The sequence below is a fragment of the Pantoea sp. WMus005 genome, from assembly GCF_013415305.1.
In the GTDB taxonomy this organism is placed as follows: Bacteria; Pseudomonadota; Gammaproteobacteria; order Enterobacterales; family Enterobacteriaceae; genus Pantoea; species Pantoea rara.
Genome location: NZ_JACBXU010000001.1, coordinates 716,076 through 729,810, shown reverse-complemented (window position 1 = coordinate 729,810; position 13,735 = coordinate 716,076). Strand labels below are relative to the sequence as shown.

General features: G+C 50.4%; 8 protein-coding genes. 4 read left to right on the top strand and 4 right to left on the bottom strand.

Features of this window, described 5'->3' with window-relative positions; translation table 11 throughout:
• Nucleotides 1–9 precede the first annotated feature (9 nt).
• The 4 genes from HZZ01_RS03180 to HZZ01_RS03165 all read right to left on the bottom strand — a co-directional run bounded on the left by HZZ01_RS03180 (nucleotide 10) and on the right by HZZ01_RS03165 (nucleotide 9,601).
• Nucleotides 10–978, bottom strand: a complete 969-nt coding sequence (locus HZZ01_RS03180; RefSeq protein ID WP_179895471.1) for an HNH endonuclease signature motif containing protein — start codon at nucleotides 976–978, stop codon at nucleotides 10–12.
• Nucleotides 979–1,149: 171 nt separating this feature from the next.
• Nucleotides 1,150–4,557 (bottom strand): glycosyltransferase, encoded by a 3,408-nt coding sequence (locus HZZ01_RS03175; protein WP_179895470.1) that lies wholly within the window; start codon nucleotides 4,555–4,557, stop codon nucleotides 1,150–1,152.
• A 109-nt stretch (nucleotides 4,558–4,666) separates the two neighbouring features.
• The gene (locus HZZ01_RS03170; RefSeq protein ID WP_179895469.1) at nucleotides 4,667–8,188 is read right to left on the bottom strand and encodes a glycosyltransferase; all 3,522 of its coding nucleotides are present in this window, start codon (nucleotides 8,186–8,188) and stop codon (nucleotides 4,667–4,669) included.
• A gap of 207 nt (nucleotides 8,189–8,395) precedes the next feature.
• Nucleotides 8,396–9,601: a FliC/FljB family flagellin gene (locus tag HZZ01_RS03165; RefSeq protein WP_179895468.1), complete on the bottom strand. Its 1,206-nt coding sequence runs from the start codon at nucleotides 9,599–9,601 to the stop codon at nucleotides 8,396–8,398.
• 336 nt (nucleotides 9,602–9,937) lie between these two features.
• Here HZZ01_RS03165 and fliD point away from each other — a divergent pair, with 336 nt between their 5' ends.
• The 4 genes from fliD to amyA all read left to right on the top strand — a co-directional run bounded on the left by fliD (nucleotide 9,938) and on the right by amyA (nucleotide 13,720).
• Complete coding sequence (fliD, locus tag HZZ01_RS03160) at nucleotides 9,938–11,353, top strand: flagellar filament capping protein FliD (protein WP_140033303.1); 1,416 nt, start codon at nucleotides 9,938–9,940, stop codon at nucleotides 11,351–11,353.
• An 11-nt stretch (nucleotides 11,354–11,364) separates the two neighbouring features.
• Entirely contained in the window at nucleotides 11,365–11,772 is a 408-nt protein-coding gene (gene fliS, locus HZZ01_RS03155) for a flagellar export chaperone FliS (RefSeq protein ID WP_140033302.1), read from the top strand.
• A complete protein-coding gene (fliT, locus tag HZZ01_RS03150; RefSeq protein WP_179895467.1) occupies nucleotides 11,772–12,137 on the top strand; it encodes a flagella biosynthesis regulatory protein FliT in 366 nt (121 codons plus the stop codon). Before fliS ends, fliT begins: the two co-directional genes overlap by 1 nt.
• Before the next feature lie 101 nt (nucleotides 12,138–12,238).
• Nucleotides 12,239–13,720, top strand: coding sequence for an alpha-amylase (gene amyA, locus HZZ01_RS03145; RefSeq protein WP_179895466.1), 1,482 nt, complete (start codon nucleotides 12,239–12,241; stop codon nucleotides 13,718–13,720).
• The last annotated feature ends 15 nt before the right edge of the window (nucleotides 13,721–13,735 follow it).

The window sequence follows — 13,735 nt, the reverse complement described above, 5'->3', positions numbered from 1 at the left end:
CAGTGGCAATTAACGACGGGCGCGCAGCCGTTGCCGCGTGGCGGGTGGCACTGCCGCCCACAGGCTGCAGATGCGACCATCCAGCTCCTGATACCAGGGCGCGATATGCTGCCGTGCCTCCTCGCCAGGATGCACCTGAATCTCTCCCGACTCACCATTTATGCTAATCAATCGATTAAGAAATAATCGCTGCAAATCACTGCGTAAAAACAGGCCGTTATCGACGCTGTTATCGGCCAGCACGCCGTCATCGCCTTCCTGTGTGTCGATATGGCAGGCTTCCACCCACGGGCAGCCGTGGCGTTCGGTCAGCTCGGTTCCGGTCATCACACAGGCACCATAGCGGGCTTTGACACCGGCGCTGAATTCGGCCTGACTGGCGCGCTGCAGCACCCGTGCTTTGACGCGACGTCCGACTTCAGTACCCGGCATCACCGCCACAGGGACTTTGTGCTGCGGCGTACTCAATACCACGATGAACTGAATGCGCTGCGACTGCGGAAAACAGGGTTCTGCCTGAGGGCTAAAGAGCTGCCAGTAAGCGTCGTCATCATCCTGATGCATCTGCACCAGTTTGTAACCGCGACTGTTAAGCAGGTTCTGCGCCGTGGCGGATTGCGGATCGATCATCGCGAAAACCTGGCTGCTGCCCATCACCTTCCACAGGTTTTCGCGCTTCTCGTTCTCACTACGACGAAAATAGAGGAAAGAGAGATTCTGCTTAAGGTAGTGCTCAAAGCGACGCAGGTAGTTTTTCCGCTCGTTATCATGGGAGATGAACAGCAGGTCCTCCAGCGGACTGTTGCTCTCTTCCTGCGCGAAAACGGCACGGATTTTCAGCGTGCGCAGGCCGGTTGACGGACTCAGCAAGGCGCGCGCCGTCAGCTCTTTATCATCCGGGTATTGCAAAGCATAACGCCGGGCGATCTCGTCGAAGGTCAGCCGCTCGCCCGGTAAAAGGTCATAATTGAAGCGCATAGACACTCCACAAAGTGAAAATCATTAATGATGTTGTTCTGTAGAGGGTTATCGGCAGGCTGAGGTGGAACTGTAACGGGTCAGGGGATCATCATTACCTGGCTAATATAAGCCATGAGCTGCGAAAAATCATGAGCAGGATGAATACGCTGACGTACCCATCCCCCTCTTTTAATGATCTTTACGGGTCAGCCATGCGGGCAGTTCACCTGGCTGATAAATCCACTCTGCATTAACTTCATGATAGATATTTTCACCCAGGCTGCGTAACAAAAGGGGATTACTGATCATTTTGTTGATCATAAATCGCCACTGCGACGTTTTATTTTTAATGCGCTCAACGCTCATTATCTCTTTATAAGCATCATGATCGCTGGCAAGCACCGGGTAACCACAGGCACCTAACTGTGCAATAACCCGATGCCCTTCCGCCTGATTCAGTAAAGAATCTGAAAGGGGGGCAAGTGCAAGATCTAACCTGAGCGACTGAAACATCTCTGGCAGTCTGTTTTGCGGCACTTTACGATGATATTCATGAATAGCTGTTTTCCATGTGTCAGGACAGGCACCGTAAATAATCCAGCAGATATCTTCACTCATCTCTTTGATAAGCACCTCAATATGTCGCCAGTCTTCCGGTAGCAGATCCGACAGCACGATACCCACTCTGGGCTTATCGTGATTTTCGGGCGGAACCGGACGGGCCCGGATTAAATGCTGCCAGTCTGTACCGAGTTTGTCAGCCTGAAGGACTACATTTTTGTGGCTGAACAATTTCAGCGCAGCGGTATTTCTCACTACCAGTAGGTCGGTGTTCCGCAGGATCTCATCATGACCATACGCAGGACAGTTCACGCTGAACGACCCCCGGGTCGCCTCAACAATAAAACGGGTGTCTGGGAAAAGATGTCTGTTTCTGAACAGCCGCCCGTTTTTATGGGCAATGACATCGCTCAGAACAACACAAGCAGGCTTCATTCTGTAAAGCTCAGCAACAGATAAATGCTGACACATTAAGGTATGTATGCCATTACCGGCTTGCGAAACTGACAGCGAGCGTTCTTTGACCCGCTGTACTTCCGTGGAGTCTTCGGCATTAAATAAAAATAACACATCAGGTTTTAAACCCTGCCGTGCTGCTATCAGCGAACGATTATTCTCCCGGACTAAATGCTCACCTTTCCAGGAGAGGTTAGGATTAACAACAGGATCGCGGGATAAGCGGTCGATCCATTTTTCATAAAAGAGAGAATCAACAGGGATGCGTTCTGCGTCAGAAACGATGTCATCGCAACATATTCGCGACTGAGGCACCGCTAATATTACCGTTTCTTTGTCAGACGCCCTTAGCAGCAGATCGCTGATCGCCTCATTTATCGTCGGAAAGTGTTCATCCAGTCCTCCCGCCTCATGGCACGCCGCGGTTCTTAGCATGATACATTCACTGCTGAGCAGTAAATGTTGTCGGGGAACGCTCAGTTCCGGTGCGTGCATCCCGTTCAGCGAGTCCGCTGTGCAGGACGGACTGTAGCAACAGCGCATCTCTCCTTCCAGCACTTCTGGGGAATAGAGATAGCTGCGTTTATCTGTTAAAAAGGGTGCGCAGGCTAAAAGCTCAGGTCGGCTGCAGTGATTCAATAAGGCGTTAAGCCACAATTTATTGTTAAAATAAATCCCGCATGAAAGATAAAGCGTAAAATCGCCTCTTGCCTCTGATAGAGCATAATTCAGCGCACTAACGATATTGATTTTTTCCTGAACAAAATAGACTCTGAAGACATCCTCATTGATATCAGACAGTGAGGATAGCCATGATCTGACGTTCTCGTCCGCTGAATAGTTATCAATGAAAATAATTTCGTAGTCAATATCGGCGACGGTATCCACAAAGGTCGACAGAAGCCGCTTAACATTAAGAATTTCATCTTCTACGACAATGATGACGCTAAGCTTTTTAATGTCTGACGCATTAAAATCTATATTAAAAGCATTATTCTTTCTTTCAATTAGTGCATTGCTGCACCCTCTAAGGGTCAGATGCTCTGCCAGCAAAGATTGCTTCAACAGGTGATTGTCATTTTCTGTTGATGATACCGCCAGTAAAGGTAGCGGGATATGCTGAATATCAGCGCTAAGCCCTGCATTAACCAACTGCAACATAAAATCCATCTCTACAGTCTGGTGTGAGATGTCGCGCGATTTAATGACCTCTATGCATAATTCACGTCTGAAGAAAGCCCCCCTGGCAAAGTGTTCCGGTAGCGCTAAAAAGTAATCCAGATCGAAATCAGGCAGAAAATGCGACTCAATGATTTCTTCCTCATGCAAGACGATCCTGTCTGAATAAAACGCCAGGGATGTACCTATTTTTTCCCTGAAAACAGAGAGTCCAGAGAATATATTCGGGTAAATCCGATCACCGGCACGCAGGAAAAGTATCCATTCATTCTGGTCTTCAACAAGCAGGTGACTCAGCCAGCGGCTGAAATTTTTCGGTTTTCCATCCTCATCGCCTGTTGCCACAACAGAGTAGATCTGAACATCCACGCCCAATGCATGAAGCAAGGAGAGTGTTGTATCAAGTGCCTGCGGTGATTGCTGATCATCCACGACCACAACGCTGAGAGATAAAGTGCAACTCGCTTCGGCCAGAGATTGTTCAGGCACAGGATAGCGGGCCAGCCAGTTTTCCGTTGCTAAAAACTTCTCTTCACTTTTCTTCTGTGCAGCTTTCTGCGTTTTACTGAAAAAATGCATTAGTTGCTGTGAGAAGTTTGCTTCAAACTTTCTCATATGGTCACGGACTTTATAAAGCCCGGAACGCGTGCGCTGCAATTCTGCGGGATCGTCACTAAAGCAGACGCCCGCCCCGCCCATATCGCGAATCGACGCGTCAGAGATGGCGAGCTTTTCATAACCCGGGGCGACCAGAGAAACCACCGGCACCCCACACAGCGCAGCAAGGTTACAGGTTCCGGACCATTCAAAGGTGTACATCACCGTCGCCGACTTTAACATCTCTGCCAGCTCCGCCAGAGGACGAGGGTTTTGAACCGATATAATCGTGATATCGTCAGGTAACCCCGTAAAATCAACGGTCTCTTCGGGTACCCGATTCAGATAAAGAAGTTTTGTCGTTTTTACTCTGCCGTCATCCGAGAACATCTCTAAATCGGGGCCTACCATCGTTAAAAAATCAACATCAGGTTCTTTCACAATCAGCTGTGAGCTGTACCAGAAAAAGAGATCCTCTTCTGTTTCATTAAGACGATTACCATTGAGTAGCGCTTCATGATTTAACATGTAGCGCACACAGACGTCAGCCTTAATCGGATTACCCGAATAGATTTCAGGATAAACAGCGATGGGTATAAGCGCCGATTTTTTATGCTGATCATAAATCTCAACATCCAGCTTTGGGGTATTCCAGGCAGGATTGATGATATCGCTGTTTACCATCCAGGCATTGCCGCCATGAAGATTTATTTGATGGCAGAGTTTGTGCAAAGCCTGAATACCGCCGGATGACTCCCGATAGTCAGGTGAAACTATATAATAAGGATGTTTAAATTCAGACATTGCAACTCCGGCCTGCCAGGTTTATGGAATCACTTAACCGTTCTGCGCTGTGTCGGGCCATCTGACATTTTCATCAGATAGCCTGAAAGGGTAAAGCTACCGACAGGCATCAGGGCTGCCATGCCCTGGCCCACAGACGCAGACTTTCACCGGTCAGCATCCAGTTGCGTCGGATTTCAGCCTGCAATTCCAACCCCATTTTTGCGCTCGCATCTGGATCAGCGAGGTGCATCCGGATAGCATCGCGCCAGTCAATAAACCGGTTATTAACTCTTGTCACCGGAAGATTATCTTCCCGATAACAGGCTACATTGCTGCAGATAACCGGCACGCCACAGGCACCATATTCCAGTAACCTCAGATTGCTTTTACAGGCGTTAAAGATATTGTCTTCAACCGGTGCCAGCGCCAGATCGAGATTGAGTGACGCGAGCGCTGCGGGATAAAGATCCAGGTCAACACCGCTGTGGATTTCATGCACATAAGGCCGGAGTTTATCCGGACACATCCCCATGAAGACCCAGTCCACGTCATTCGAGAATTCCCGAACGACATCGAAAATCATTTCAAGATCGCCACGATGGCTGACCCCACCAGCCCACCCCACGCGAGGTTTTTTACCCTGCTGACGCAGTGAGCGAAGGCTGCCCCACGTCTCTGAAGGAAGGCGATTTTTCATCACAACGATGTCCGGATGCATATCACGCATCGCGTCGGCCAGTGGCGCGGTTGAGACCACAAAGCGGTCAAAGAAGCTCAGGCTTTTACGTATTAATTTTGCCGTCTCCTGCTTATAAGCGTGACGGCCATGATGTTTCATGGGCAGATTGATGATGTAATCGTCCAGCTCAAACACTTTAAAGACGTTATGAAGTTTACTGACCCGCTCCATCCAGTTATGAAATGCCGGTGCATACCGGCGCTGGATAATCAGGCTATCGGGTCTGAACTGCCCTATTTCGCTCAATGTCAGCAGTGTCATGCCACTTTTTCCCTGCGCAACGCCTTCGGCTATCATCGCCTCAAGCGGTTGCGTAATACGGTAATGTCCGCAACCGTAAATGTCGGCATTATGCGCAAGGAAGGTGGGCAGATTTTCTGCTCTGACCGGCAGCCAGTTAACATCGTCATTTCGTAGTTCGAAGTGACGACTTCGCATTGACAGGTTGGGGTTATATGCAGGATCACTGGCGACAACCGGCATCCATTCAGCATAAATTTTGTCTTCTTCCAGCTGTTTTAATTTACTGGACGTCTGCACGGTTTCATCCGGGAACGGGCTGGTGCGTGCTGCAGGACGATGCAGACGGGCATAAGGTGTCCAGACCGTCAGATAGCCCTGCTCCCGTGCCTTCAGGCACAGATCAACGTCAGCATATAAGCGCTTATCCTGATCAAATCCTCCCAGCTCATCGAATACCGATTTGCGCATCAGCACCAGATCACCCGAAACAGCACTGTAGTTCTGATCGACATTCATGCGCCCAAGATAGTTGGCGTCTTTGTCGTCATTACCTCTGAAAACTTCACCCACTGCACCGTTTACACCGAGAACATAGCCCGCATGCCTGATCTTGTTGTCAGAGGAGAGATGCTTTCCACCCACAGCAAAGACTTCGGGTCGTAGTCCATGATTCAGGAGATTATCGAGCCATTCACCGTCAGTGACCGCCATTTCACAATGCATGAAAAGCAGATAGTCACCTGTGGCCTGCTCAGCGGCGAGATTAGCCATGACACTGTGACTGAATGTGCCGTTAAAGCTCGCCGTTTTTATACGGGCGGGGTCTACGTTACTGATATCCGATAACCATTTGTCCCGCTCAGGCGTACCCTGGTTATCAGAGATGATGATCAACTCATACTGGTGCCAGGAGGTTTTTTCCAGCACGGTCGTTACGCAACTAATCAGCGAGGCGAGATCCCAGTTAGCCAGAATGATGATTGAAACAACCGGCTTATCGGGATGGTTGTATCGCAAACGATAATTGAAGAATTTATCTAATGCCGCCCGTCCATCCGGGTAGCCGCGGTTATGCAAATGCCGCTCAATGATCGCCACATCTTCAAGGATATCTCTGCTTTTCAGGTGGCCTGTTAACAACGGCTCAGCGAGGTGACCAATACCCTCAAACCCCTGTGATTCAATCAGCTTAACAATGAGATCAAACTCTGCTGAAGCAGGATAATCAGCATCCAGTCCTTCCGCCGCTAACAGCAGCTCACGCCGGAATAACCAGTGTTGCGCCATCGTTTTGGGCGAACTGAGCAGTAAATCAAGATTAAAATCGGGCCTGAAAGCGGCACCAAGTGGTGCATTATCGATATAAAAAAACTCATCCGCATACAGGGCTAAATATTGGTTTTGAACGAGTAGCATTTTGCTCAATGCGAGCACACCAGAGGTGTGCAGAATACTGGTCGCCTCAAGAAACATGACCCAATGGTCTACTCGTTCATGGATAAGTTGATTGATGACACTGATTCGGCTCTGCTCTGTTGCGGCATAGCATTCAGCGTCCGAGTCAGGCGCTACGTCGAGGGCAACGATAACCGGTTCAAACCGGATGCCTACTGTCGCTGTCTGGCTGATCGATTTTAAAAGTGGATCCAGACCACTGACGGTCTCTTCTGTAACCGTAATCACAACCAGCACGCTAATGGGGTGCGTGTGTGTCGCGGCAAGATCCACCAGCATATTATGCTGCAACGGATTCAGGGTGCGTGAAGCTCTCCAGGTCGCAAGCGTCTCTAAGGTAAAGTTCTTTTGCTGCTCTTCAGAAAGATTTTTGAGGCTAAAAAGATCAGGTCTTTCAGGGGAAGCAACTCGCGCAAGATGCAGTGCATGGTCGATATCTTTAAACCCGCTTTCGTTACGGATTTTTTCATATAAAGCTTCACGCCCGTTTCTGAACAGGTCGTCACTTTCACGTTGATGAGGTTGATGCTCAACGTCTGACGCGCGCACGCTACACAGCGGCGTGGCAAACCAGAGAAGGTGGCTGTGGCTTAACTGACTATAAAAAATAACCAGCGCCGGAACCGCCTGCAGTGCCGGGTCGCCCGTAGTCAGCAGTGAATGATCGATGAGGCTGAGGGCGAGATCTTCTCTGTAGAACATCGCTGCACTCATTTCCCCCAGCAGGCTGTAAGCTTTCAATGTCTGATTACGCAGCAAATCCTGCCCGTTGATAATGATATTTTCACTGTTGACGGCTGAGGTGGAGATAAGCGCGGGCAACGCTTCGCCCTGAGGTCCGATACGCTCCCGGCGGGACACGGCAACACGGCACGCAGGAAAGGCAGTCAATCCTGACACAAAGGTAGAGACACAGGATGGTTTCAGGAGATCGGCATCTGACAGAAACTTGATATATTTTCCACGCGCCACGTCTACAGCCGCCTGATAAACAGGTGTCGTCGCATCATCAATTTTTAAATAACGGAGAATGTGACTGTATTTGGCAAGATAGCCCTGTAGCTTCTGATGAATGAAAGAAGCATCGCTGTAATCAGCGACGATAATTTCGATATGCGGATAATCCTGATTGAGCGCGCTGTCGAGTGCGTTAGTGAACCAGGCTGAAACGCGTGCGGTAATGATGATGCTAACAAGATCATGTTGAGCCATTTTCTCTCTCTCACTGACTCCTCTCAGTCACGAACGACTAAGAGCAGCGCATATTTTCCATAGCATAATCTTTGCGCCTCAGTTCAATCGGAGAAGTAAAACAGCAAACAGGGCCTAATCTGCCTGAACGGCTTCAACGTTCAGGTTTTTAGCCAAAAAAAAACCCCGCCGGAGCGGGGTTCTGATTGCGTTGCTAAGTGGAACTTATTAGCCCTGCAGCAGAGACAGAACCTGCTGTGGAACCTGGTTAGCTTTCGCCAACACGGAGTTACCAGCCTGCTGTACGATCTGCGCTTTAGACATGTTTGAAACTTCAGTTGCGTAATCAGCATCCTGGATACGAGACTGTGCAGCTGACAGGTTAGTCGTGGTGTTGCTCAGGTTAGTCACGGCTGAGTTCAGACGGTTCTGAATCGCACCCAGTGAAGAACGGAACTTATCCACGCTTGCAATTGCGTCATCCAGTTTAGCCAGTGGATTAGCTGATGCACCAGTGGTCAGGCTGGACAGACTCATGTTAGTGGTGTCCAGTTTGAATGCTGCGGTGCCAGCAGTGGTTGCTGTATCAGCAGACTGTGGATCAACCGCTACGAAGAAGCTTTTCGCGCCGGCTGCGCCGCTGGCGATATCAAAGCCATTCGCTTTCAGGTTGTTAGTTTCAGCATCGCTGCCTGAAGTCACAGTGACTTTAGCGAACATTTTGCCGTTGTCATCTTTATAGACGGTGCCGGTATCTACAGCAACACCTGAAGTTGCCACACCCAGACGGGTAGAGAGTGCATTAGCAGTAGATTCAGCAACAGTCGCGCCAGTTACGTTGGTAGTTGAACCGTAAGCTGCCTTGAATTCAGTTGCGCCAGCTGCAGTTGGGGTGCCTGCAGGACCGTTGACGTTGAAGCTATCCAGACCCAGAGTTTTAGAGTCGATTTTCTTCAGGTCGATAGTGATGGTTTCGCCGTCGTTTGCGCCAACCTGGATGTTCATTTTGCCGTCTTTAGCCAGCACGTTCACGCCGTTGAACTGAGTCTGACCAGAAACGCGGTCAATCTCGTCCAGACGTGATTTGATTTCGTCCTGGATTGAAGATTTGTCAGAATCAGAGTTAGTACCGCTTGAAGCCTGTACAGTCAACTCACGGATACGCTGTAAGTTGTTGTTGATTTCTGACAGCGCGCCTTCAGTAGTCTGCGCAGCAGAGATACCGTCGTTAGCGTTACGAGCAGCCTGAGTCAGGCCCTTGATGTTAGAGGTGAAACGGTTGGCAATTGCCTGACCAGCAGCGTCATCTTTCGCGCTGTTGATACGTAAACCAGAAGACAGACGCTCCATTGAAGTAGACAGAGCTGACTGGTTCTTGTTGATGTTGTTCTGAGTGATCAGCGAGAGGCTGTTGGTATTAATGACTTGGGCCATGATGAATTTTCCTGTTAATCAAGTCTTTCGGTTAAGGTGTGGGCTTCAACCCGCCGGCTTCAGCGCCGTCAAAGTTGTTATCGTCTGCCGTTTAACAACCTTTAGAATTTTTTTAGTACCAGGCGAATTTTTCTGCTTCAACCTGTCACGTTTTAAGTTATCGCCACCCGTCCGAACTTCTTTAGACTTAATTCATTAATTTTCTAGCCGCTGAATTACCCTTCTCTATAGTGCCTATTTACCTCATTACCCTAAGGCAAATAACCTTAAACTTTCCTTATTCAAGGCCGATAACCCAGGTATCAATTTCTCTGTCGACCTTATAAAGGAATTAACATGGCTAGTATAAGCAATCTCGGTGTCGGTTCCGGCCTGCCACTCAGTACCATGCTTGACAGTTTGACCACCGCTGAAAAAGCGTCGCTCACACCGATTTCAAAACAGCAATCGGCTTACACGTCCAAGCTCAGTGCCTATGCCACGCTGAAAAGTTCACTGACAACTTTTCAGACCGCGAACACCAAGCTGAACAGTGCTGACCTGTTTACTGCTACGACCGCAACCAGCAGTTCGACGGCATTCAGTGCCACTACCTCTGGCAGCAGCACCGTAGCCGGCAAATATGCCATTAACGTCACACAGCTGGCACAGGCGCAGGTTCTGACCTCAGGAGTACAGAGTAGCAACACTGCCGCACTGGGCGACAGCTCGGTAGCCAGCCGCAGCATCGCAATTACCTTAAAAGATGGCACCAGCAAAAGCGTGACGCTTTCCAGCGATCAGACTTCGCTGGCTGGCATGCGTGACGCGATTAATGGTGCGAATGCAGGCATCACCGCCAGCATCATTAAGGTGTCGGATGGTAGCTTTCGCCTCTCCATGAGCGCCAATAAAACCGGCAGCGACAATGCGGTGGCAACCATCGCCGTCACCGGCGACAGCACGCTGCAGGGGGTTATAGGCTTTGACGCCAGCGCCAGCAGTAATGTGATGACAGAAAGCGTACCGGCGCAGAATGCCCAGCTCACGGTTAACAACGTGGCCATTGAGAACAGCAGCAACCAGATTAGTGATGCGCTGGAAGGCATTACCTTAAACCTGAATGCTCTGACGGGCGGTAATCAGACGCTGACCATTACCAAAGACACCTCAAAAGCGTCAGGCGCTGTCAGTGCCTGGGTAGATGCGTATAACACATTGCTGGATCAGTTCAATACCCTGACCAAATTCACCAAAGTCGATACCAATAGCGATGCACAGGACTCCAGCAATGGTGCCCTGCTGGGTGACAGCACGTTGCGCACGATTGAAACGCAGCTGAAAAGCATGCTGACCAATGCGCAGAGCACATCTACTTTTAAGTCATTGAGTCAGATTGGTGTTAACACCGATCCTACCACCGGGTCTTTGAAACTGGACTCCACTAAGCTGAGCACCGCACTGGATAAAGATGCTGCGGGCGTAAAAGCGATGATCGTGGGTGACGGTAAAACCGGCATCGCCGCTAAAATTGACAGCAAACTCACTGACTGGCTGGCATCTAAAGGCATTGTTCAGGCTGCCACCGATGGCGTCAGCAAGACACTGAATACCTTAACTGCGCTCTATAACACCACCAGCGATCGCATTGATGCGGATATCGCACGTTACAAGACACAGTTTACTCAGCTGGATATGGCCATCAGTAAACTCAATTCGACCAGCACGTATCTGACGCAGCAGTTTGACACGTCCGATTCATCTAAAAAATAACAGGAGTGTCCATGTATAGCGCTACAGGCACCAAAGCCTATGCAAAAATTGGCGTCGAAAGCGCCGTCATGAGCGCCACCCAGCAGCAGCTGGTTGGAATGCTGTTCGACGGCGCACTGAGCGCGTTAATTCGCGCCCGCTTGTTTATGCAGGATGGCAATATTGAAGGCAAAGGCAGCTCCATCTCCAAAGCAATCAATATTATCGAAGCAGGCCTGAAAGAGGGCCTGGCTGAAAACCGTGGTGATGAACTGGCAGATAATCTGCTGGATCTTTACAACTACATGACCCGTCGCCTGCTGCATGCCAACCTGCACAATGATGTTGCTGCAGTTGAGGAGGTCGAAGGCCTGCTGCGCAATATCGCGGACGCGTGGAAAGAAGTAGTTCAATCTCCCCTGATTCAGGACGCCGTTTAATGACCACTGCACCGCATCTGATTACCGTTTACCACAAGTTACTCGATCTCAGCCATGGAATGCTGCGCCATGCAGAACAAGGCGAATGGGATGAATTGATCAGCAGGGAGATGGAGTATGTCAGTGCGGTGCAGAACTTAGCCGAATCGACAGATGCTGTGTCGCCATCATCACAGACGCAGGAGCAATTACGCCCGGTGCTGCGCCGTATTCTGGATAATGAGTGCGAAGTGAAACGTCTGCTGCAGGCGCGGATGGATGAGCTGGCCTCGCTGGTAGGCCAGAACACCCGACAGAAATCGGTGATGTCCGCCTATAGCAGTCAGGGCGGCTTAGTCATGGTGCCGCGCGAAACGCTCTCCTGATCCCCGCCTCTGCCACGCCGCCAGATTTATTTCTCTGCGCGGCGTCTCTTTTTTGCCGTTTACTCCATACTTGATTTTCATCATCCCCTGGAGTGTGGTACATGCAAAACCCAACGTTATTACAGTTTTTCCATTGGTATTACCCGGATGGCAGCAAACTGTGGCCGGAAGTCGCCGATCGCGCGGCCTGGCTCAGCGAAATCGGTATCACGATGGCGTGGTTGCCACCGTGCTACAAAGGGGGTTCAGGGGGCTATTCTGTCGGCTACGACAGCTACGATTTGTTTGACCTGGGTGAGTTTGATCAGAAAGGCGGCGTTGCCACTAAATATGGCGACAAAAAGCAGTTACTGGCAGCCACCGAAGCGCTGCGCAGCCACAACGTTGGGGTACTGCTGGATGTGGTGCTGAACCACAAGATGGGCGCTGACGAGAAAGAGGCGATCAGTGTTAACCGGGTCAACCCGGATAACCGCGACGAAATTTACGACGAGGTCGTCGAGTGCGAGGCCTGGACGAAATTCACCTTTCCGGCCCGCGCCGGGGAATATTCGAAATTTGTCTGGGACCACAAATGCTTTAGCGGCGTAGACCACATCGAAAATCCGGATGAAAACGGCGTATTTAAAATCATTAACGACTACACCGCCGAAGGCTGGAACGATCAGGTCGATAACGAGCTGGGCAACTTCGACTATCTGATGGGTGCCAACATCGATTTCCGCAACAATGCGGTCAGGGAAGAGCTGAAGTTCTGGGCGCGCTGGGTCATGGAACAGGTGCCCTGCACCGGCTTTCGTCTGGATGCGGTAAAACATATTCCGGCCTGGTTTTACAAAGAGTGGATCGAGCATATTCAGGAGGTCGCTGAGGAGCCGATGTTCATCGTCGCAGAATACTGGTCGTTTGAAACCGAGAAGCTGCAGGAGTATGTGCATCAGGTGGAAGGCAAAACCATGCTGTTCGATGCGCCACTGCACATGAACTTCCATCAGGCCTCAACCGCGGGCAGCGCCTACGATATGAGCCAGATTTTTGCTAACTCGCTGGTCGTGGCTGACCCATGGCATGCCGTAACGATCGTGGCTAACCACGACACCCAGCCGCTTCAGTCGCTGGAAGCGCCGGTTGAAGCCTGGTTTAAACCGCTGGCCTATGCACTGATCCTGCTGCGTGAACAGGGCGTGCCGACCATTTTCTATCCCGATCTGTTTGGGGCGACCTATGAAGATGAAGGCGGCGACGGTGAGAAACATAAAATTGAAATGCCGGTGATCCCGGAACTGGAAGGGTTAATCCGGGCGCGCCAGCAATATGGCTGGGGCGTACAGACCGACTATTTCGATCATCCCAACTGCGTGGCGTTCAGCCGCAGCGGCACTGAAACACAACCAGGCTGTGTCGTCATCATGTCAAACGGTGATGCGGGCGAGAAAAGCGTGCCGATGGGTGAAGGTTTTGCCGGCAAGGTCTGGCGCGATCACCTGGGGAATTGTGAAGAGACGATTACCGCCGACGAGCACGGCACTGCGGTATTTGTCTGTAACGGTGGCAGCGTCAGCGTCTGGGTTGTTGCTGACTAAGCGCGTTCCAGAAGC

Coding starts and splice junctions, on each gene's coding strand:
- HZZ01_RS03180 (WP_179895471.1), bottom strand. CDS start 978: ATGCGCTTCAATTATGACCTTTTACCGGGCGAGCGGCTGACCTTCGAC.
- HZZ01_RS03175 (WP_179895470.1), bottom strand. CDS start 4,557: ATGTCTGAATTTAAACATCCTTATTATATAGTTTCACCTGACTATCGG.
- HZZ01_RS03170 (WP_179895469.1), bottom strand. CDS start 8,188: ATGGCTCAACATGATCTTGTTAGCATCATCATTACCGCACGCGTTTCA.
- HZZ01_RS03165 (WP_179895468.1), bottom strand. CDS start 9,601: ATGGCCCAAGTCATTAATACCAACAGCCTCTCGCTGATCACTCAGAAC.
- fliD (WP_140033303.1), top strand. CDS start 9,938: ATGGCTAGTATAAGCAATCTCGGTGTCGGTTCCGGCCTGCCACTCAGT.
- fliS (WP_140033302.1), top strand. CDS start 11,365: ATGTATAGCGCTACAGGCACCAAAGCCTATGCAAAAATTGGCGTCGAA.
- fliT (WP_179895467.1), top strand. CDS start 11,772: ATGACCACTGCACCGCATCTGATTACCGTTTACCACAAGTTACTCGAT.
- amyA (WP_179895466.1), top strand. CDS start 12,239: ATGCAAAACCCAACGTTATTACAGTTTTTCCATTGGTATTACCCGGAT.